This is a genomic window from Fodinicola feengrottensis, assembly GCF_010993775.1.
Lineage (GTDB): Bacteria > Actinomycetota > Actinomycetes > Mycobacteriales > HKI-0501 > Fodinicola > Fodinicola feengrottensis.
The window spans coordinates 133,377-152,901 of record NZ_WOTO01000012.1 but is presented as its reverse complement, the minus strand read 5'-3'; the positions used below and the strand labels follow the sequence as shown (position 1 = coordinate 152,901).

General features: G+C 69.0%; 19 protein-coding genes and 3 pseudogenes. 9 read left to right on the top strand and 13 right to left on the bottom strand.

Annotated elements, in window-relative coordinates; translation table 11 throughout:
* Position 1: 1 nt before the first annotated feature.
* Both GNX96_RS51615 and GNX96_RS51610 read right to left on the bottom strand, forming a co-directional pair.
* Positions 2 to 682, bottom strand: coding sequence for an arabinofuranosidase catalytic domain-containing protein (locus GNX96_RS51615; protein ID WP_279580278.1), 681 nt, complete (start codon positions 680 to 682; stop codon positions 2 to 4).
* Positions 660 to 1,472: pseudogene (locus GNX96_RS51610) on the bottom strand (arabinofuranosidase catalytic domain-containing protein); the annotation flags it as partial. The gene GNX96_RS51615 and the pseudogene GNX96_RS51610, both read right to left, overlap by 23 nt.
* Before the next feature lie 103 nt (positions 1,473 to 1,575).
* On the opposite strand from GNX96_RS51610, the gene GNX96_RS13815 reads away from it, so the two are divergent.
* From GNX96_RS13815 to GNX96_RS51600, 3 genes are read left to right on the top strand one after another with little or no spacing between them, the layout of a single operon-like run.
* Positions 1,576 to 2,040 (top strand): GNAT family N-acetyltransferase, encoded by a 465-nt coding sequence (locus tag GNX96_RS13815; protein ID WP_163568386.1) that lies wholly within the window; start codon positions 1,576 to 1,578, stop codon positions 2,038 to 2,040.
* Between the two features lie 17 nt (positions 2,041 to 2,057).
* Positions 2,058 to 2,411 (top strand): SMP-30/gluconolactonase/LRE family protein, encoded by a 354-nt coding sequence (locus GNX96_RS51605; protein ID WP_279580277.1) that lies wholly within the window; start codon positions 2,058 to 2,060, stop codon positions 2,409 to 2,411.
* Complete coding sequence (locus tag GNX96_RS51600; protein ID WP_279580276.1) at positions 2,408 to 2,938, top strand: SMP-30/gluconolactonase/LRE family protein; 531 nt, start codon at positions 2,408 to 2,410, stop codon at positions 2,936 to 2,938. The genes GNX96_RS51605 and GNX96_RS51600 overlap by 4 nt, the downstream gene beginning before the upstream one ends.
* Here GNX96_RS51600 and hemQ read toward each other — a convergent pair.
* Complete coding sequence (gene hemQ / locus GNX96_RS13805; RefSeq protein WP_163568385.1) at positions 2,889 to 3,605, bottom strand: hydrogen peroxide-dependent heme synthase; 717 nt, start codon at positions 3,603 to 3,605, stop codon at positions 2,889 to 2,891. The two genes, GNX96_RS51600 and hemQ, sit on opposite strands and share 50 nt — an antisense overlap.
* Entirely contained in the window at positions 3,595 to 5,034 is a 1,440-nt protein-coding gene (hemG, locus tag GNX96_RS13800) for a protoporphyrinogen oxidase (protein ID WP_163568384.1), read from the bottom strand. Before hemG ends, hemQ begins: the two co-directional genes overlap by 11 nt.
* Before the next feature lie 121 nt (positions 5,035 to 5,155).
* Here hemG and GNX96_RS51595 point away from each other — a divergent pair, with 121 nt between their 5' ends.
* Entirely contained in the window at positions 5,156 to 6,163 is a 1,008-nt protein-coding gene (locus tag GNX96_RS51595) for a DUF4349 domain-containing protein (RefSeq protein ID WP_279580275.1), read from the top strand.
* On the opposite strand, the pseudogene hemE reads toward GNX96_RS51595, so the two are convergent.
* Positions 6,160 to 7,196: pseudogene (gene hemE / locus GNX96_RS13785) on the bottom strand (uroporphyrinogen decarboxylase). The gene GNX96_RS51595 and the pseudogene hemE sit on opposite strands and share 4 nt — an antisense overlap.
* A 130-nt stretch (positions 7,197 to 7,326) precedes the next feature.
* Between hemE and GNX96_RS13780 the strand changes: the two are divergent.
* From GNX96_RS13780 to GNX96_RS13765, 4 genes are all read left to right on the top strand, one after another.
* The gene (locus GNX96_RS13780) at positions 7,327 to 7,902 is read left to right on the top strand and encodes a DUF3000 domain-containing protein (protein ID WP_163568381.1); all 576 of its coding nucleotides are present in this window, start codon (positions 7,327 to 7,329) and stop codon (positions 7,900 to 7,902) included.
* A gap of 73 nt (positions 7,903 to 7,975) precedes the next feature.
* Positions 7,976 to 9,298, top strand: a complete 1,323-nt coding sequence (locus GNX96_RS13775; RefSeq protein WP_279580274.1) for a ribonuclease D — start codon at positions 7,976 to 7,978, stop codon at positions 9,296 to 9,298.
* A gap of 186 nt (positions 9,299 to 9,484) precedes the next feature.
* Positions 9,485 to 10,711, top strand: a complete 1,227-nt coding sequence (locus GNX96_RS13770) for a thiolase family protein (RefSeq protein WP_279580273.1) — start codon at positions 9,485 to 9,487, stop codon at positions 10,709 to 10,711.
* The gene (locus GNX96_RS13765; RefSeq protein WP_163568379.1) at positions 10,708 to 12,801 is read left to right on the top strand and encodes a 3-hydroxyacyl-CoA dehydrogenase NAD-binding domain-containing protein; all 2,094 of its coding nucleotides are present in this window, start codon (positions 10,708 to 10,710) and stop codon (positions 12,799 to 12,801) included. Before GNX96_RS13770 ends, GNX96_RS13765 begins: the two co-directional genes overlap by 4 nt.
* A 287-nt stretch (positions 12,802 to 13,088) precedes the next feature.
* On the opposite strand, the gene GNX96_RS13760 is transcribed toward GNX96_RS13765, so the two are convergent.
* The 3 genes from GNX96_RS13760 to GNX96_RS13750 all read right to left on the bottom strand — a co-directional run bounded on the left by GNX96_RS13760 (position 13,089) and on the right by GNX96_RS13750 (position 15,641).
* Entirely contained in the window at positions 13,089 to 14,327 is a 1,239-nt protein-coding gene (locus GNX96_RS13760) for a sensor histidine kinase (protein ID WP_163568378.1), read from the bottom strand.
* Entirely contained in the window at positions 14,324 to 14,986 is a 663-nt protein-coding gene (locus GNX96_RS13755) for a response regulator transcription factor (RefSeq protein WP_163568377.1), read from the bottom strand. Before GNX96_RS13755 ends, GNX96_RS13760 begins: the two co-directional genes overlap by 4 nt.
* 76 nt (positions 14,987 to 15,062) lie before the next feature.
* Complete coding sequence (locus GNX96_RS13750; RefSeq protein WP_163568376.1) at positions 15,063 to 15,641, bottom strand: TetR/AcrR family transcriptional regulator; 579 nt, start codon at positions 15,639 to 15,641, stop codon at positions 15,063 to 15,065.
* Positions 15,642 to 15,706: 65 nt separating this feature from the next.
* On the opposite strand from GNX96_RS13750, the gene GNX96_RS13745 reads away from it, so the two are divergent.
* Positions 15,707 to 16,252 carry a hypothetical protein gene (locus tag GNX96_RS13745; protein WP_163568375.1) on the top strand — a complete coding sequence of 182 codons (546 nt, stop codon included), beginning with the start codon at positions 15,707 to 15,709 and terminating at the stop codon, positions 16,250 to 16,252.
* Between the two features lie 126 nt (positions 16,253 to 16,378).
* Here GNX96_RS13745 and GNX96_RS13740 read toward each other — a convergent pair whose 3' ends face one another.
* The 5 genes and pseudogenes from GNX96_RS13740 to GNX96_RS13720 form a co-directional block, all read right to left on the bottom strand.
* Positions 16,379 to 16,843, bottom strand: a complete 465-nt coding sequence (locus tag GNX96_RS13740) for a hypothetical protein (RefSeq protein WP_279580272.1) — start codon at positions 16,841 to 16,843, stop codon at positions 16,379 to 16,381.
* Entirely contained in the window at positions 16,834 to 17,265 is a 432-nt protein-coding gene (locus GNX96_RS13735; RefSeq protein ID WP_279580271.1) for a hypothetical protein, read from the bottom strand. Before GNX96_RS13735 ends, GNX96_RS13740 begins: the two co-directional genes overlap by 10 nt.
* 257 nt (positions 17,266 to 17,522) lie before the next feature.
* Positions 17,523 to 18,176: a hypothetical protein gene (locus tag GNX96_RS13730; protein WP_163568372.1), complete on the bottom strand. Its 654-nt coding sequence runs from the start codon at positions 18,174 to 18,176 to the stop codon at positions 17,523 to 17,525.
* Positions 18,177 to 18,387: 211 nt separating this feature from the next.
* Positions 18,388 to 18,921: pseudogene (locus GNX96_RS61105) on the bottom strand (ABC transporter ATP-binding protein); the annotation flags it as partial.
* Positions 18,921 to 19,472 (bottom strand): TetR/AcrR family transcriptional regulator, encoded by a 552-nt coding sequence (locus tag GNX96_RS13720; RefSeq protein WP_163568371.1) that lies wholly within the window; start codon positions 19,470 to 19,472, stop codon positions 18,921 to 18,923. The gene GNX96_RS13720 and the pseudogene GNX96_RS61105, both read right to left, overlap by 1 nt.
* Positions 19,473 to 19,525 lie beyond the last annotated feature (53 nt).

The window sequence follows — 19,525 nt, the reverse complement described above, 5'->3', positions numbered from 1 at the left end:
GTCAGGAACCGCCGTGCAGCGCGAACCGCTGCGCGTCGGTTCCGTTGCACCGGTAGATCTGCAGCACCGTCCCGTTGGCCGTGTTGTCGCCCGGCGAGTCCAGGCACAAACCGGACCGCGGGTTGAGCAACGAGCCGTCCGACTGCTGTTGCCACACCTGGTTACCACCGCCAGTGCAGTCCCACAGCTCGACTTTGGTGCCCTGCGCGGTGCCGTTGCCGGTGATGTCGAGGCAGTGACCGATGGTCGCCAGCGAGCCGTTGGCCTGGTGCGTCCAGAACTGGTCTTCCGCGTAGTTTTGGCAGTTCCACAGCTGGACGGGCGTGCCGTCGCCGCCGGTGTCATCACCAGCCACGTCGACGCATTGCCCACCCGGTCCGGTGATCGTTGCCTGCGGACCGTTGGGGACGTTCGTCTCGCCCGTGTAACCCACCGAGGCGACGTTGGCCGCCACCGCGTTCTCGGTGGCATCACTGGGAAAACCGGCGACCATCACGCCCTCGAAGAAGGTGCCCCGGTTCCAGTTGCTGTTGTCGCCACCGATTCCGAGGATGATGCCGCCCTCCTGCTGCATCGGCCGGTAGCCACCCTGAGTCGGCAACGCGCCGTTCCACCACGTGGACAGTCCGCCCGCCGGACTGCGAGTCGCCGCCCTGCAGTGAGTACGTCGTCTGGCCGTCATTTCTGAGCATCGCGGTGACGTACGCGCTGGCATTGCCGGCGTTCCTGGTGTTGGAGCCGTTGGCGCCCTGGAACATTCCGTTCTCCATGTCGGCCTCGACCCACGGGCCGGAGCCGCTGCACGGCGAGAAATAGCAGGTGGTCGCGATGCTGACCGCGTCCATGTGACCGTTGCCGTTGTCGGCCGGAGTGCTCTCCGCGTTGCCGTAGTCGAAGCAGCAGTTGCTGCCGACATGGGTGCCGCTGGCCACCATGTACGCGCCTTCTGGCCGCCCGTTCGTCGCGACACCGGCCGCGACGCCCGCATTCCGGTAGCCAACTCCGGGCGAGATCCACCCGCCGTACACCTTGTGACCACCCGCCGTGACCGCCAGCTCGCCCGCGTCAGCGCCCCGGTCCGCGGCGTTGTTCGCCGTGCCGCCCGGCGCGGGGTTGAGATCGTTGTGGTTGGCGGTCTGGTCGTAGATCCTGCTGATCCGGCACGTGGTCTGGGCGCAGAAGGAATCCTGGTCGCCCGCGTTGGCATAGCCGCCAGTCGACAACAGGGCGATGTCATGGGTGGCGCCGTCGGAAGCACGTTTGACCTGGTAGAGCGGCCTCTCGTACGACGCGAACAACGCTCTGGTCGTGCTGTGCGCCGCTACGCACGGCGTGCCCGCGACCGCATAGATGTCGCACGGCAGCGACGCCGCCGACGCTGTCGCACCCAACCCGCCGGCGGCCGTGGCTACCAAGAGCGTGAGTGCCAGGCCGAAGGCGAGTACGACTGTGCTCCACGAACGGACGATCATGGTGACCTCTCCCTCGCAGGACGTCTGACGGGAAACCGCCGGGCCGCCCGACTCTGCCCCTCATCGCTCGAAAAGGGCAAGAGAACCACTAGATTCGGGATTTATGAACACCGCTGACGATGTCCAGATCTGCGCCACCACGGATCTGGACATCGAAACTTTCCACGCGTTGCTGAAACTGCGGGTCGACGTGTTCGTCGTCGAGCAGGAATGTCCGTACGCGGAGCTGGACGGCCGCGACGTCGAACCAGGCACCAAGCACTTATGGACCGCCGACGCGGACAGCCCCACGGCATATCTCCGGCTCCTCTCCGAGCCGGACGGCACCGCACGCATCGGCCGTGTGTGTACGCGCAAAGACCGCCGCTCGGCCGGTCTCGCGGCGAAGCTGATGACCGCGGCCCTGGCCGAGTCCGGCAGCCGGCCCGCCGTGCTGGACGCCCAAAGCCATCTGACCAGCTGGTACGCCAGGTTCGGCTTCGCCGTCGCGGGGGCGGACTACCTTGAGGACGGAATTCCGCACACGCCGATGTCGAGAACGGCCAGCCAGCTTCTACGTCCCCGTTGAGACCGAGGAGTTCCGCCATGTCAGAAACACAGGTTTTGGCCGCGGGTCTCGGATTCGGCGAGTCGCCGCGATGGCACGACGGCCGGCTGTGGTGCGCCAACTGGGGCACCCAGGAAGTGGTCGCGGTCAGCCTCGACGGCGACCGGGAGGTGACCGTACGAGTGCCGACCACCGTCCCGTACTCGATCGACTGGCTGCCGAACGGCCAGCTGCTGGTGGTTTCCGGGCAGGAGGCGCTGCTGCTGCGCCAAGAAGCAAGCGGGACGCTCAGCACATACGCCGACCTGAGCGGCATCGACAAGACGTTCAACGAGCTGGTGGTGACGGCCGCGGCAACGCATACGTCAACGGCAGCACGATCGCGCTGGTGACGCCGGACGGCACTGGCCGGCAGGTGGCCGACGGGCTCGCCTGGGGCAACGGGATGGCCGTCACGCCCGACAACAAGACGCTGATCGTCGCCGAATCACACGCGAATCAGCTGACCGCTTTCGACATTGCCGACGACGGCGGCCTGTCGAACCGGCGAGTCTGGGCCGATCTCGGCGCGGACAACCCGGACGGGATCTGCCTGGATGCCGACGGTGCTGTCTGGTACGCAGACGTGCCGCACCAGCACTGCGTACGCGTCCGGGAAGGCGGCGAGGTGCTCCAGAGGGTGCCGGTCGACCGTGGCTGTTTCGCCTGCATGCTGGGCGGCCCGGACGGCCGGACGCTGTTCGTCGTCGCCGCCGGGGGTGGCTCGGCATGGACCGCATGTACGAAGCACTGGACGCGCGTACGGGCGTGCTCCTCACCGCGGCCGCGCCCTCTCTCCCGGCGCCGGCTACCCCGCTCTCGGCTGACCGCTACGGAAGGGAGGCGACGAGGTCGGCGGGCGTACGACGGGGGCCGGTGAAGAACGGGATCTCCTCGCGGACGTGCTGGCGGGCCCGGGAGGCGCGCAGGTCGCGCATCAAGTCGACGAGCCGGTGCAGCTCGTCGGCTTCGAAAGCCAGGATCCACTCGTAGTCGCCGAGCGCGAACGACGACACCGTGTTGGCCCGTACGTCCGCATACCCGCGGGCCATCTTTCCGTGCTCCGCCAGCATTGCCCGGCGCTCTTCGTCGGGCAGCAGATACCACTCGTACGAGCGGACGAACGGATAGACGCTGACATAGCGGCGCGCGTTCTCGTCAGCGATGAACGACGGCAGGTGGCTCTTGTTGAACTCGGCCGGCCGGTGCAGCGCCATCTGTGACCAGACCGGTCGCAGATGCGAGCCAAGCGTCGAGCGGCGCAGCCGGCCGTACGCCTCTTGCAGGTCCTCCGCTTGGGGAGCGTGCCACCAGACCATCAGATCCGCGTCAGCGCGGAAGCCGGACACGTCATAAAGACCCCTTACGACGACATCCTTCTCACCGAGCTGGCCGATGAGTTCCTCCAGCTCGGCGGTCACCGACGAGCGGTTCACCGGCAGCGGCGAGGTGGCTTGGAAAACCGACCACATCGTGTAGCGAACGGTCGCGTTCAGCTCCCGGATGCGGGCTGCGTTGGGGTTGGTGGGCGTCGCTTCATCGGCCATAACCCGATTGTTGCCGCCGCACCAGCTCTTCGGCTACGCGGGTCCCCGCCGCAGTGCCCGATCGCACACACGCGGGGATGCCCACCCCGTCGTACGCGGCGCCAGCCAACGCGAGAGTCGGATACTCGGCCAACGCCGACCGGACCCGAGCCACCCGGTCCAGGTGACCGGGCGCGTACTGCGGCAGCCCGCCACCCCAGCGGGTCACCGTGGTGTCGATCGCGGCCGGCAGCGGACCGCCGAAGACCGTGGCGAGGTCGTCCAGCACCAACCGCACCACGTCCTCGTCGTCGCGCCGCAGCACTTCGGCGTCGCCAAAACGACCAACGGACGCTCGTACGATCGCCAGCTCGCCGGCGTCCGCGAATCCCCATTTCTGCGACATGAAGGTGGCGGCCTTAACCACCAGGCCGGAGTCCGTAGAGACCAGAAACCCGCTGCCGGCTGGCAAGCCACCGCCGGGCAGGTCACCGGCCGGCAGGGCCAGTGTCACCAGCGCCATGCTCGCGTACTCGACCGCGCCGATCTCGGCGGCGACCGGGCTGAGGTCAGCCAGCAACCGGGCCGCCGGGCTCGCCGGCACGGCGAGCACCACCGCGTCCGCGACCAGCACCCGCGGGTCCCGGGCGGAGCCGATCACCAGCTCCCAGCCCCGCGGCCGGCGGCGCAGCTCACGGACCGGGAGGCCACGTCGTACGTCCGCGCCGGACGCCTGCGCGGCCGCCTCTATCAGGTCGGTCATGCCGGTCTCAGCCGCGCCGAACACCGGCGCCGGCGGCCCGGCCGGACGCGGACCGCCGGTCGCGGCCCGCGCCGCGGCGACCAGCGAGCGCTCCCGCTCCGCCGCCGCGGCCAACGCGGGGGCCGTCACTCGTACGGACAGGCCGTCGGCACGTCCCGCGTACACCCCGCCGAGCAGCGGATCGACCAGCCGGTCGACAACCTCACCGGGCAGCCGGGACCGCACCAGGGCGCCGACCGACATGTCGACGCCCGCAGGCAACAGCGGTTCCTTCGCCGGCTGCCCGACCTCCGCCGCGATCGCCGCGAAAGCCGCCGGCGGCAACACCTCGGCCAGCCCGGGCGCGGCCGGATCGCCCGGCACGCCCATCATGGTGCCGGCCGGGAGCGGCGCGAGCCGATCCCGTACCCACACCCCGGCGGCGCCGACGGCCGGGTGTACGAGCGCGATCTTCAGGTCGGCGGCGAGCGCGGCGGCCTCCGGCTGGCGAACCAGGAACGTCTCGGCACCCCCTCCACCCGGTGGCCGGCCACCTCGCCGGTCAGCAGCTTGCCGCCGAGTCGGCCGGCCTGCTCGACGAGGGTGATCGCGGTGCCCGGCGGGGCTGCCGCCGTACCGCCAACGCCGCCGACACCCCCCCGCGATGCCTCCGCCAACAACCACGACATGCGCTGCGGTTTCGCTCACCGCCCGATCGTCTCAAAGTCGCCCGAACGGCCAGCCACGGCCATCCGTTCGGCGGGAACCGCCGGCACTCGCGCGGAGTCACATCCACATCGTTTCGCTGCACCCCACGGGAGGACCCGCCGTGATTTCCCTGACTCGCCGCCGCTGGCTGGCCGCCGCTGTCCTGACCATCCTCGTCACCGGTCCCGCCCTCGCCGGTTGCACCTCCAGCACCGGCTCGGGCTTCTCCGCGCCGGTTCGCAACGGCGGGGTTCCCGATGGCGTACCAGCCGTCCCCGGCACCAGCGGCCCCGGCGCGGCGGCCGGCGGTTCGGTGCCCAAACTTCCGCCCTTACAGCCAAAATCAGTCGTCTACAACGGAGACATGACGGTTAGTACGTCCACAGTGGACAAGGTGGCGGACCAGGCCACCGCGCTGGCCACCGGCGCCGGCGGCCAAGTCGGCTCGGACCAGCGCTCCGGCCAGGGCGCAACCGCCACCGCGACCTTGGTGCTGCGGGTGCCGCCGCCGCCCGCTCTCTCGACGGTGAACGCGCTTTCCAAGCTAGGCACCGAAACCAACCGTACGATCGGCACCCAGGACGTGACCGGACAGGTCGTCGACCTGGACAGCCGGATCGCCACCGCGCAGGCCAGTGTGAACCGGACCCGCGCACTTTTCGCCCGAGCACAGCAGATCAGCGACATCGTGACGCTTGAGCAGCAGCTCTCCGACCGGGAAACCGCGCTGGAAACGTTGCTGGGTCAGAAAAAGACGCTGGACGACCAGATCAACCTGTCCACCATCACGGTCCGAGTCGTGGCCACCTCGGCGCCCGCAAAAAAAAGCGGCCACGCCCACCGGTTTCGGCGCCGGCCTCGCGGCGGGGTGGAGCGCTTTGGTCAGTACGGTCACGGTCTTGCTCACCGTGTTCGGCGCCCTGCTCCCTTTCCTCGTCGTCATTGGCATCCCGGCCGCCGCACTCTGGTTCCTCTGGCGCCGCCGGCGTACTCCCCCCCGAGTCGCCCTCGCCGGCGGCTCCTCGGGCCCAGAAGCCGACCTCACATCGCTGCTCACCGCCACGGTTTCGCCCACCTCAACCGCTCCGACCGCCCAGGAGGAACCCGACAAGCCCTGACCTCGCGTTAGGCTGCGGAAAGGCGGTGGACGGTCTCGACGAGCGCGGTGAGGACGCCTGGGTCGGCATCGGGTGGCACGCCGTGGCCGAGGTTGAAGACGTGGCCGCGGGCGGCCTTGCCCTCGGGCGAGGATGCGGCGGACCTGTTCCTCCAGGACCGCCTCGCCGGCGGACAGCAGGGCCGGATCGAGGTTTCCCTGTACAGCGTAGTCAGACCCGATCCGGGCGCTGGCCACGTCGAGCGGGATCCGCCAGTCGACGCCGACCACATCGGCGCCGGCCTGCGCCATCGCCGGCAGCAGCTCGCCGGTGCCAACCCCAAAATGGATGCGCGGCACCGAAAAGTCGTCCAGGCCGGCGAAGATCCGGGCGCTGTGCGGTTGGACGTACGCCCGGTAGTCCGCCTCGGAAAGCGACCCGGCCCACGAGTCGAAGAGCTGGATCGCAGCGGCGCCGGCGTCCACCTGCACGCGCAGGAAGGTCAGCGTGATGTCGGCGAGCACGTCACAGAGCGCGTGCCAGGTCGCGGGATCGGCGTGCATAAGTGCTTTGGTGCGCGCGTACGACTTGCTGGGCCCGCCCTCGACGAGGTAGCTCGCGAGCGTGAAAGGCGCCCCGCCCAAAGCCGATCAGTGGGGTGTCGCCGAGCTCGCCGACGAGCTGCTTGACCGCCTCGGTGATGAAGGACACGTCGTCGGCCTGCAGCGGCCGCAGCCGGTCGACCGCGGCCCGGTCGCGGACCGGGTCGGCGATGACCGGACCGACATTGGGCTTGATCTCGACGTCCACGCCGGCCGCGCGCGCGCGCAACGGCACCATGATGTCGGAGTAGAGGACGGCCGCGTCGACCTTGTGCCGGCGGACCGGCTGCAGGGTGATCTCGGTGACCAGATCCGGACGCTGACAGGTGTCCAGCATTGGGGTGCCGGCCCGCACCGCGTGGTATTCCGGCAGCGAGCGGCCGGCCTGACGCATGAACCAGACGGGCGTGAAGGGCACCGGAAGGCCGCGACAGGCGCTCAAAAAAGGCGAAATGGTGGTCATCGAGATCCATCGTTCCACGCGCGGCCGCGAGCTGGCAGGCAGGACCGGGCGGACGCCCGTACGAGCACAGTCATGGGACGTCGGCGCGCCGATACCCCACCGGGCCGGCGGATGCGCATACCCTGCGGTCATGCCGGAGTCCGCCGCGTCTGCCAGCAAGGTGCCGGACGTGTTCGCGCAGGCCGTCAACGCCTTGTGCGAGGTCAAGCCGCGCGCCGAGATCGCCCTCGAGGAGATCCCGCCGCCGCAGCGCCTCGCGCCGTACTCGTTCGCGATGAGCGCCTCGGTCACCCGTGATGACAGCGAAGTGGCCAGCGGGCGGCTGATCCTGTTGTACGACCCCGCCGGCCAGGAGGCCTGGGACGGGCTGCTGCGGATCGTCACCTTCGTCAGCGCCGAGCTGGACAGCGAGATGGCCGCCGACCCATTGCTGGCCGAGGTCGGCTGGAGCTGGCTGGTCGAGTCCTTGGACGACAACGGCGCCCAGTACACCGCGGCCGGCGGGACCGTGACCCACCACCAGCCCAGCCGGTTCGGTGATCTCGCCGGACCGGCGGACACCGCCGACGTTGAGTTGCGCGCTTCCTGGACGGCACTGGACACCGCCCTCGGCCCACATCTGGAGGCATGGTGCACGCTGCTGGCGTCCACGGCCGGTCTGCCGCCGCCCGGCGTCACCCCCCTTATGGACGGTCGGACGCGGTAGCCGGTGGTCACAAAGCAGGCTTATTCGGCGCGCCGGCACGACACGCCGAGTGGTGCGGCCGTACGGTGGTGCCGTGGCTGAGTTCGACGAGTTGACGGCTTCTGAGGCCGCACCGGTCGACGCCTCCCAGGATGACGGTGCCGCGACCGAGTCCGTGGCGCCGACACCGCTCTTGGAGCCACGGGAGGGCACGCCCGATCCGATCACTTCGGCGGGGCGGCTCGAGGCCGCGATAGCCCGGTTCGCGGCCGGCAGCGGTCCGGTGGCGATCGACGCCGAGCGCGCTTCTGGCTACCGCTACAGCCAGCGCGCTTATTTGGTGCAGCTGCGCCGAGAAGGCGCCGGTACGGCCCTGATCGACCCGGTGCCGTTCGCGGCCGCCGCCGACCTGGCCACGCCGGCCGATCCACCCGAGGTGGGTGGGCTGGCCGACCTGGACGCCGCGCTCGCGGACGCCGAGTGGGTGCTACATGCGGCCAGCCAGGACCTGCCGTGCCTCGCCGAGCTGGGCATGCATCCGCGCAAGCTCTTCGACACCGAGTTGGCCGGCCGGCTGGCCGGCTTCGAGCGGGTCGGGCTGGGCGCGATGGTCGAGCGGGTGCTCGGCTTCCAGTTGGAGAAGACCCACTCGGCGGCCGACTGGAGTACGCGCCCGCTGCCGGCCGAGTGGTTGACCTACGCGGCGCTGGATGTCGAACTGCTGGTCGACCTGCGGGACGCGCTCACCGAGGAACTGGCCCGCCAAGGCAAGCTCGACTGGGCGTTGGAGGAGTTCGCCGCGCTGGCGGTCCGGCCGCCGAACCCGCCGCGCGCCGAGCCGTGGAGACGGACGTCAGGCGTCCATAAGGTGCGTACGCAGCGCGGTCTCAGCCGCGTGCGGTCGCTGTGGCAAACCCGCGACCGGCTGGCCCGCGAACGCGACATCGCGCCCGGCCGGGTGCTGCCCGACTCCGCCATCGTGAGCGCCGCCCTCGCCGACCCCACCGACGTACGAACCCTGCTGACGCTGCCGATCTTCTCCGGCCGCGCCAACCGCCGGCTCGCCGACCTGTGGATGGGGGCGCTGTCCGCCGCCCGCGCCGAGTCCGGCGAGGAGTTGCCGCCCATCTCGGCGCCACCAGACGGCCCACCGCCGCCGAACCGCTGGGCCGACAAGAACCCGGACGCCGCCAGCCGCCTCGCCGCGGCCCGTACGGCGATGGGCGAGCTCTCTGGCCAGCACGCCATCCCGGTGGAGAACCTGCTCACCCCCGATGTCGTCCGCCGCCTGGCCTGGGACCCGCCGGCCGCCGTGACCGCCGACTCCGTCGGCTCGGTGCTGCGCGCCCACGGCGCCCGCGAATGGCAGATCTCGCTCGCCGCAGCTCCGCTGGCCGGCGCCCTCAGCCCGGCGTAGCCTCTGACCGAATTGCCCGATTGTTACCACGGCGAGTGAAAATGCAGGTCAGGAAGTTGCCGTGGTAACAATCGGAATCCGATTGTCACCGCGACGGCTGTGAAGTTGGCCAACCTGGCGAGCCGAATGTTACTGGCGAGTAGTAGTCTCGCGATCAATACGGAGTCACCGATCGGGAGGCCTGCTGTGTCCACCACCCGCACTCGCCGGGAGATTAGGGACGTCGTCTTCGTCGACGGCGCCCGCACGCCGTTCGGCAAGGCCGGGCCCAAGGGTTTGTACGCCGAGACCAGGGCCGACGACATGGTCGTACGGGTGATCCGTGAGCTGTTGCGCCGCAATCCGGGCCTGCCGCCGGAGCGCATCGACGAGGTCGCGATCGCGGCGACCACCCAGATCGGCGACCAGGGACTGACCATCGGCCGGACCGCCGCGCTGTTGGCGGGGCTGCCCAAGACGGTCCCCGGTTACGCCATCGACCGGATGTGCGCGGGCGCGATGACGGCGGTGACCACGGTTTCCGGCGGCATCGCCATCGGCGCGTACGACATCGCGCTCGCCGGCGGTGTCGAACACATGGGCCGGCACCCGATGGGCGAGGGCGTCGACCCGAACCCGCGGTTCCTGGCCGAGAAGATCGTCGACCCGTCGGCGCTGGTGATGGGCTCGACCGCGGAAAACCTGCACGACCGGTTCCCGGGCCTGACCAAGGAACGCTGCGACGCGTACGCGCTCGCCAGCCAGCAGAAATACGCGAAAGCGCTGGCCAACGGCCACATCGACCGCGACCTGGTGCCGATGGCGACCCGCTCCGCCGAGCACGGCTGGGGCCTCGCGACCGCCGACGAGCCGCCGCGGCCGGGTACCACGCTGGAAGGTCTCGCCGGGCTCAAGACGCCGTTCCGCCCGCACGGTCGGATCACCGCCGGCAACGCGGCTGGCCTGAACGACGGCGCGACCGCCTGCATCCTGGCCGCCGAGGATGTTGCTGAAGAGCTCGAACTTCCGGTCGCCATGCGGCTGGTCGGCTACGGTTTCGTCGGCGTGGAGCCAGAAGTGATGGGCATCGGTCCCGTACCATCCACCGAGAAAGCGCTCGCGAAGACCGGACTGTCCATTGAGGACATCGGAATTTTCGAGCTGAACGAGGCATTCGCCGTCCAGGTCCTCGCGTTCCTGGAACACTTCGGCATCGCGGACGACGACGATCGCGTCAACCCGTGGGGCGGCGCGATCGCCATCGGCCACCCGCTCGCTTCCTCCGGAGTGCGGCTGATGACCCAGCTGGCCCGGCATTTTGAGGCCCGGCCGGACGTTCGGTACGGCCTCACCGCCATGTGCATCGGCATCGGCATGGGCGGCAGCGTCATCTGGGAAAACCCGCACTGGACTGGAAAAGAGACATCCCGATGACCAATACTTCAGAACTGGCCAAGCACTTTCCGGACGAGGTCGTCACCCACTCCCACGTCCGTTATCTGGCTGGCGACATCGCGCTGATCACGCTGGACAACGGCCACGACCACACTCGCCCGAACACTTTCGGTCCGGGCGGGCTGGCGGAGCTGGAAGCCGCGATCGACGAGATCCAGGCGCGCTCTCCGGCCGTACGAGCGATCGCGATCACCGGCAAGCCGTTCATTTTCGCGGTGGGCGCTGACCTTTCCGGTGTGGGCGCGCTGTCGTCCCGGGACGAGGCGCTCGCCATCGCACGGTCCGGGCACCACGTTTTCGCGAAACTGAAGAACACTTCCATCCCGACCTTCGCGTTTGTCAACAACGGCGCCACCATGGGCGGCGGCCTGGAGGTCGCGCTGCACTGCGACTACCGGACACTTTCGTCGGGGGCCGCCGCGATTTCGTTCCCGGAATGCTTCCTCGGCCTGGTGCCAGGCTGGGGCGGCACTCAGCTGCTGCCCCACCTGATCGGCGCGGACAAGGCCGTCAAGGTCATCATCGAGAATGCCCTGAACCAGAACAAAATGCTGCGGGCCACCGAGGCTTTCGAGCTGGGCATCGCGGACGTGATGTTCGAGCCGGCCGATTTCCTGGAGCGCTCGCTCGGCTGGGCCGCCGGTGTCCTGCGCGGCGACATCGTGGTCGAACGCCCGGAAATCGACCGCGGCCAGGCCTGGGATGACGCGCTGGCGCGCGGAAAGGCGGTCGTCGACGGCCGCGTACACGGTGCCGCGCCGGCTCCCTATCGTGCGCTGGACCTGTTGAAGCTGGCCAAAACCGCGTCCTTCGAGGAAGGTACGGCGGCCGAGGACGAGGCGCTGGCCGACCTGATCGGTACGGACGAGCTGCGCGCCGGCTTGTATTCTTTTGACCTCGTACAGAAAAGGGCGAAACGGCCGGTCGGCGCGCCGGACCGGAGCCTGGCCCGGCCAGTGACCAAGGTCGGCATTGTCGGCGCCGGCCTGATGGCCAGCCAGCTGGCGCTGCTGTTCGCCCGCCGGCTGCTCGTACCGGTCGTCATGACGGACATCGACCAGGCCCGGGTGGACAAGGGAGTTTCGTACGTCCACAGCGAAATCGACAAGCTGCTGGCCAAGAAGCGGGTCTCCCCCGACACCGCCAACCGGCTGAAGGCGCTGGTCACCGGCTCGCTGACGAAGGATGCCTTCGCCGACGCGGACTTCGTGATCGAGGCGGTTTTCGAGGAGATCTCGGTCAAAAAGCAGGTCTTCGCCGAGGTTGAGGCGGTCGTGCCAGCCGAAACAGTGCTGGCCACCAACACGTCCTCGCTGTCGATCACCGAGATGGCGTCCGAGCTGAAGCACCCGGAGCGGGTCGTCGGCTTCCACTTCTTCAACCCGGTCGCGGTGCTGCCGCTGCTGGAAATCGTACGAGCGGCCAAAACCGACGACGCGACGCTCGCCACCGCGTTCGCCGTGGGGAAGCAGCTGAAGAAATCCAGCGTGCTGGTGGCCGACGCGCCAGCCTTCGTGGTCAACCGTGTCCTCACCCGTTTTATGGGCGAGATCATGAAAGCCGTGGACGAGGGCACCCCGATCGAGGTCGCGGACCGGGCCACCGAGCCGCTCGGCCTGCCGATGAGCCCGATGCTGTTGATGCAGCTGGTCGGCCCGGCTATCGCGTTGCACGTGAGCGAAACACTGCACGGCGCCTTCCCCGCTCGCTTTCACGTCTCGTCGAATCTGAAAAAGCTGGTCGAGGCTGGCAAGTCTTCCTTCTACACCTGGGAAACCGGTACGCAGCAGGTCGATCCAGCGGTCGCCGCCCTACTGGAGGTCGGCGATACGGTCCTTACGGAGGACGCTGTTCGGGACCGAGCGCTCGGCGCGGTCGCCGACGAGATCCGGATCATGCTGGACGAGAAGGTGGTGGCGCAGGCGCAGGACATCGACCTCTGCCTGATCCTGGGCGCCGGCTGGCCGTTCCATCTCGGCGGCATCACGCCGGCGCTGGACCGGCTCGGCGTCTCGGAGAAGGTCACCGGCCGGCGGTTCCTCGCCCCAGGCGTCGCCAGCATGCCGTAGGACGTTATCCCCGCCGTACATAAGAATAGCGAAATTCAGGCACGAAACGGTCATTCTATGTATGTCTTTTCCGCATAAGATGCTGCCGCCTGAAAACGGTCGTTGCCGCTGAGATTTCCCTGCAAAAGGCGGGTGTCCAGCGGCAACGCCGTCGTACGACAGGACGCGGTCGAAACTTTTGTCGCGATGTCGTTTCACCCACCGCGCTGTGGTGAGAGAATAACTGTGCGCAGTCCGACGGAAACCCCCCATCTGTCGGGCTGCGCTTCCTTCTTCTCTCCAGACGCTCAGCTGGGCACCGCGGCTCGGCCGGCGACCGCGGCGGGGCGCTGAACAGCCGCGGTTGGCAACGTGACGGTGACCTCCAGACCGCCGTTGAGCAGCGGCACCGCCTTGACCATCCCGCTGTGCGCGTCGACCACGGCTCGCACGATCGAGAGCCCCAACCCGGCGCCTCGGGTGCCGGTCCGCTCCACGCCACCGCGCCGGAACGGCTCGAACAGCTGCGGCACCTCGGCGAGATCGATCTCCGGCCCGGTGTTGGCGACCACCAGCCACGCACTGGTGGCGTCGCTGCCCGTACGCACCTGCAGTCGCCCGCCGGCCAGGTTGTAGCGGACCGCGTTCTCGATCAGGTTGCCGGCGAGCCGCTCCAACAGGGCCGGGTCGCCCATCACCATCGCCGGCGCGAACATCGTCTCCACCTGCAGCGACAGCCGGCGCACCTCCCGGCTGATCGCGTTGAGCGTGGACGACACCCCGACGGCGAGGTCGACGGCGACTTCCTTGTTGAGTCGGCGACCGGCCTGTGCCTCCGTACGAGCAAGCAGCAACAGCGCCTCAATCAGGTCGTTGGCGCGCTTGGAGGCGTCTCTGACGACCCGGCCCATCCGGCGCAGGTCCTCGTTCGAACCGTCCGGATCGGACAGCGTCACATCGATCTCAGTGCGCATGACGGCCAACGGCGTCCGCAGCTCGTGGCTCGCGTTCGCGACGAACCGGCGCTGGCTGTCGAACGCGGCGCCCAGCCGGTCCAGCATCCCGTCGAAGGTCTGTGCCAGCTCGCTGACCTCGTCATCCGGGCCCATGTGCGAGATCCGCTCGGACAGCGTGTCGGTGGAGAGCCCGCGAGCCGCCTGAGTCAGCACGTGCAGCGGCCGCAGTGCCCGGCGGGTCACCAGATAGCCACCCGTCACACCGATGACGGACACCACGAACAGCGCGAACGCGCCCTCCAGCAGGAGGTTGTCCTCGATCGCCTCGGCCCGCTCGCGCTGCCACTGCGCAGCGTCCATCCGCTCGGTGGTGCCGTCGGCATGCCGGACCGTGACGGTGGTGCCCGGCATCGCCTGCTCGCTGGTGGTGAGACCGGTGTTCACGATCAGCCACGCGAGCCCCAGCAGGATCACCCCGGCGGCGATCAGCAGCGCGCCGTTGATGATCGTCAGCCGCAGCCGCAGGGTCGGCCGCAACCGGTGCCGGGCCGGGCCTGCGAGCGGCCCGCCGGCCGGCGCGAACGCGGTCATGACGGGTAGACCCGGTAGCCGGCGCCAACCACCGTCTCGATGACCTGGGGCTCGCCGAGTTTCTTGCGCAACGTCATCATCGTCACCCGTACGGTCGTCGTGAACGGGTCGGCGTTGGCGTCCCAGACCCGTTCCAGCAGTTCCTCGCTGGACACCACCGCGCCACCGGCGGCCAGCAGCACCTCCAGCACGCCGAACTCCTTACGCGTCAGCTCGACCGGCCGACCACCCCTGGTGACCGTCCGCTTGGCCGGATCCAGCGCGACCCCCTGCGCGGCCAACACCGGCGGCGCCGGTGGAGTCGCCCGCCGGCCCAGCGCTCGTACGCGCGCGACCAGCTCGTCGAAGGCGAACGGCTTGGGCAGGTAGTCGTCCGCGCCGATCTCCAGCCCCTCGACCCGATCCGCGACCGTGCCGCTCGCGGTCAGCATCAGCACCCGGGTCAGCGTCCCGGAGGCCACCAGGTCCGCGCAGATCTTGTCGCCGTGCACGCCCGGCAGGTCGCGGTCGAGCACCACCACGTCATACCGAGTGGTCAGCGCCATCTCGTGCCCGCTGGTGCCCTCGTACGCCACGTCGACGGCCATCCCCTCCCGGCGTAACCCGCGGGTGAGCGCGTCGGCCAGCGCCCGCTCGTCCTCGACCACCAGTACGCGCACCCCGCCACGCTCCCTTCGTGTGCCAGCCAGGTTCTACCGTACGGCGGCGGTGCGACCCTCTGGCGCACATCCGCGTTTACCGCCTCGGCGGTCTCTCCACGCTGATCACGCGGTAGAGGAAATCCAGGTACGCCGGCCGGTCCCGGTCCGCCAGCAGTGTCCCGCCGCTGGCACGTTGTGCCTGGATGAGCCCGATGTGCGCGGTGTACGCGAGCACCGCGTGCCGGCGCGCGTCGCCGGGAGGGACGCCGGTCTCGGCGTAGCAGGCGGCGATGAAGTCAACCCGGCGAGCGGTCACCCGGGACAGCACCGGCGCCACCAGTGGGTCGTCCGCGTGGGCGAGCAGTGCCAGCTCCGCCCGGCTGATGCGACCGCTGCCGATGGCGGCCTCAAAGAGCTGGCGGAGCCGAGTGGCGGGATCGGAGACAGGCTCCAACTGCCGGATCAACGCCTCGGTGTGCTCGTCGGCCCACCGCTCGACGGCCGCTTGGACGAGCGCCTCCCGGTTGGCGAAATGCCAGTAAAAGCTGCCTTTGGTGGTGCCCAGCCGGATCGCCAGCGGCTCCACAGCCACCGCGGCCAGACCGCCGTCGGCGAGCGCGGCCAGCGCCGCTTCGGCCCAGTCCTGCCGGGACAACCGCCTTTTCACCACCATCGCCGTACGGTACCGTACGGTGAGACCATACGGCACCGTACGGAAGGCAGGCCGATGATCCGAGGATGGGCACGCAACTGGGGCGCCACCAGCGCCGAGGTCACCCGGACCTATCCGGCCGACAATTACCTGGCTGGCCCGGTCGAGCGGCTGACGAGAGCGGTGACCGTACGAGCGCCCGCCCCGGTCGCTTACCGCTGGCTCTGTCAGACCGCGTGGCGCCGTACAGCTACGACTGGATCGACCACTGGGGTCGGCGCAGCCCGCGGATTCTCACGCCAGGAGCCGAAAAACTCGCCGCCGGGCAGCAGCTCATGGTGTTCACCCTGGTCGACATCGAACCCGGGCATCAGTTCTCCGGCCGCTCGTTCCCGGCCGCCGAACGGCTTTTCGGCCCGCTGGCGGGCACCTACGCGATCGAGCCGCTGGACGACCAGAACTGCCGGCTGATCTGCCGGCTGGTGCTGGGCAGCGGCCGGTTCGGCGCCACCCTGCTGGCCTGGGGCGATTTCGTGATGATGCGCAGACAGCTGCTGAACCTGAAAGGACTGGCCGAGCGGGACGCCCGCACTCTGGCCGGTTTCGGTGCTATGACCGAGCTCACTCCGTGACCCGGTGCCTCATGGGGGTCTAGCGTCGAGTGCGGCACAAAACCCCACACTCGACGTCGAGTGCGGGATAAAGTCCCGCACTCGACGAAAATTCAGCCCACGCACGTGATGAGGCCATCGCGGCCGTCAGGCGAGGGCGCCGGTACGCCTGCGGGCACGGACGATGAGGGTCACGCCGATCCCGTACATGGCCAGCCCGAGGGCCACCATCGCGAGCGCGGTCGGCCACTGCCAGCCGGCCGGCGCGTACAAGGCGAGGAACCACGAGCGGGTCCGACTGCCGACGAGCAACGAAACCGCCGGCACGATGCCCTGCGGAATCAGGGGGATGGCACCAAAACCGAGGCAGAGGCCGACCAGCAGTCGTTGCATGACCGGAAGATTGATCGAGAGCGACCGCTCGGACTGCGCACGGCCGGTAGAGCCCATTCGCATCAGGTTCAACAGTTCCGGCCCGCGGGCTTGCAGCCGGCGAATCGCCAGCGCGCCAAAGCCCCAGAAACACAGCGCTCCGCTGACAATCCCGGTCGGGACGCCCCACCACGAACCAACGAACGTCGCGAGCAGCGCGGGAACACCGGTCAACGGCACGCAGGCCAGCAGCAAGTACGTGAGAGGCCCATCGCGTCACCGCCCTTTTCTCCGAGGCTGAGCGGATTGTTGCCGCGCTTCTGCGGATCCGTGCCGGGAATCAGGGCGAAAACCGACGCCAGCACGACCACGCCAGCGCCGCCGCCGCCGAGCATGGCCGGCAGCAAAGACAAAACCAGCGGCCACGCCCAGGTCTGTCCGCTCCCCGCCGTCAGCACCACGGTGACCACCAGCGCGATCGGGCCGACCGCGAGCAACCAGGCCGTCTGCCTCGCTCGTACGTCCACCCGCTCGGCACCTGGCGTCAGCAGGATCGCCCAAAGCGCGGTGCCGTCCGTGCTGTAAAGGTTCGCCGCCGTGGCGGCCGCCATCGCAACGAAAATCAGTCCCGCGAAAGGCAATTCGACCATCCAGCCGAGCACCAGCGGCAGGAGGCAGAAAAGTAGGCCATAGCTGAGCGAAAAAAACTCCCATGCCGACTCGCAGGAAGTCCCGCGTCCAACTCCGCAATTCCTTTCCGACCGCGGTGCCCAGCGTGCCACGCGCCACCAACAGCCGCCGCGCACTGCCTTGCAGCCGGGGATTTCCGGTACGCAGCGGCAAAAGCAGCATCCAGGCACCGAACAGTCCCGCACTCAGCACCGCCAAACCCAGCAGGGCCGCGAAAACCCGCGCCCAGTCACCGCGGGCGGCTGCCTCGACCGCGGCCATCCCCCAGCCCGATGGCACCGCCCGCAGCACCACGTCCACCCACCCAGCCCAGGCCGCCGGCTGGCGCGAACGCCAGCACGACCGCCCAGCCCTGCGCGGCGAACGCCATCACCAGCGCGTTGAGCAGACCACCGACGATCGCGCCGGCGAGCGATCGCAGCAACAGTCCGAAAAGTGCGACCGTCACCCGGGCGAGCAGCACCATCAGGGCCAGTTGCAGAGCCACCGCTGGCAGCGCGACGAAGGCGGCGGCGACTCCGAGGTGAGCGCCGTAAACGACCAGCGACAGCAGCGCGAACAGGCTGACCAGCGGTGCCACACCAACGAAAGACGCGGACAACAGGCCACCGACAAACCGGCGCCGGGTGGACGGCAGCATCGAGAAGAACTCCGGCCGCAGGCTCTCGTCGCCCCCGGTGAAGACCGGACCGAAAATCCAACCAAAGGTCCACAAAGCCAGCGCGGCGGCCAGAACTCGGCCGCTCTGCAGCGATCCCCAGATCGTGCCGGCCGCGGCGACCAGGCCGAAAGTCGCACCCAGCACCACCAAGACCGCGCGTTGACTGTCCCGCAGTGCGTGCCGCAGGATCGCCAGTTTCATGCGAATCAGCGCGAAAGCCACGACAGCCCCTCGGTCCGTGGGGCGCTCGCGCCCACCACCAGCGACACAAAAAAACGTCTTCCAGCGGCCGGTTGGCGCGTACGTCCGCGATCGGCCCAGCGGCCGCGATCCGGCCGTCGTTGACCACCGCCACGTGGTCGCACAGCCCCTCGACCAGTGCCATCACGTGGCTGGAAATGACCACCGAGCCGCCGCCTTCGACAAACCGCTGCAGGATCGTCCGAATGGTCGCCGCCGACACCGGGTCGACGGCCTCGAAAGGCTCGTCCAGCACCAAAAGTCGAGGCGCGTGCAGGAGGGCGACAGCGAGCCCGATCTTTTTGCGCATGCCGGTGGAATATTCGATGACCAGGGTCTTCTCCTGCTGGTCGAGTTCCAGCACTCCGAGCAGGTCGTCGACTCGCCTGCGCAGCTGGGCGCGGTCGATTCCACGCAACATTCCGAGGTAGGTCAACACTTCCCGGCCGGTCAGTCGCTCGGGCATCGCGAGGCCGTCCGGCAGCACGCCGATCAACGCCTTCGCCCGTACCGGATCGGTCCACACGTCGTGGCCGAACACCAGCGAACGCCCCGCATCCGGCCGCAGCAGGCCAACCGCCATCGACAGCGCGGTGGTCTTGCCTGCACCGTTTGACCCCAGCACGCCGTAGAAAGAGCCGGCCGGGATGGTCAGCGAAATGCCGTCCACCGCCACCTTGGTGGCAAAATTCTTGCGCAGGCCTGATATTTCCAGCGCCGCGGTCATCATTGTCCCTTTCTGGTGGCAAAATCGAACATGTCGGCGAGCTGTTCGCCATATCGGACGAGATCCAGGTCAGGCTCGGCGCTCAGCCGAGTGGCGATCGCGTCGATCGCGGCCCGCAGCGCGACCGCGACGACCCGGGTGTCGAGATGCCGGAACTCGCCGGTCTGCTGCCCCCAGTGCAACACCTTCTGCACGTCCTCGATCGCGGCATCGCCATGCCCTGCGTACGGACCACTGCCGTCCACCGGCCCGCCGCGCGCGATGATCTCGACCATCGCGCGCATGTAGGCCGGGTGCGTACGGATGAAGTCCAGGTTCGTGATGATCAGCGCCCGCAGGCCCGCTCGAGCTCCGCCAGCCGCCCTCACGTGCGGCTCGATGGCCTCCTTGCCGACCGTCACCACGGTGGCCACCACCTGCTCGATCAGCTCTTCCTTGCTGCCGAAGTGGTACGAGATCACGCCGGTGCTGACGCCAGCCCGGGCGGCGATCTTGGCCATCGAAGCGCGCGCGTATCCCCACTCCGCGATCGCCTGGATCGCACAGTCCACCAACTGCGCCCGGCGGGCCGTTTCAATGAACGTCTGATTATCTGAATGCACGT

What these genes read in the sequence shown, in the direction of transcription:
- GNX96_RS51615 (WP_279580278.1), bottom strand. Translation starts at nt 682, where the DNA reads ATGACGGCCAGACGACGTACTCACTGCAGGGCGGCGACTCGCAGTCCG.
- GNX96_RS13815 (WP_163568386.1), top strand. Translation starts at nt 1,576, where the DNA reads ATGAACACCGCTGACGATGTCCAGATCTGCGCCACCACGGATCTGGAC.
- GNX96_RS51605 (WP_279580277.1), top strand. Translation starts at nt 2,058, where the DNA reads ATGTCAGAAACACAGGTTTTGGCCGCGGGTCTCGGATTCGGCGAGTCG.
- hemQ (WP_163568385.1), bottom strand. Translation starts at nt 3,605, where the DNA reads ATGGCCGATGAAGCGACGCCCACCAACCCCAACGCAGCCCGCATCCGG.
- GNX96_RS13780 (WP_163568381.1), top strand. Translation starts at nt 7,327, where the DNA reads ATGCCGGAGTCCGCCGCGTCTGCCAGCAAGGTGCCGGACGTGTTCGCG.
- GNX96_RS13765 (WP_163568379.1), top strand. Translation starts at nt 10,708, where the DNA reads ATGACCAATACTTCAGAACTGGCCAAGCACTTTCCGGACGAGGTCGTC.
- GNX96_RS13760 (WP_163568378.1), bottom strand. Translation starts at nt 14,327, where the DNA reads ATGACCGCGTTCGCGCCGGCCGGCGGGCCGCTCGCAGGCCCGGCCCGG.
- GNX96_RS13750 (WP_163568376.1), bottom strand. Translation starts at nt 15,641, where the DNA reads ATGGTGGTGAAAAGGCGGTTGTCCCGGCAGGACTGGGCCGAAGCGGCG.
- GNX96_RS13745 (WP_163568375.1), top strand. Translation starts at nt 15,707, where the DNA reads ATGGGCACGCAACTGGGGCGCCACCAGCGCCGAGGTCACCCGGACCTA.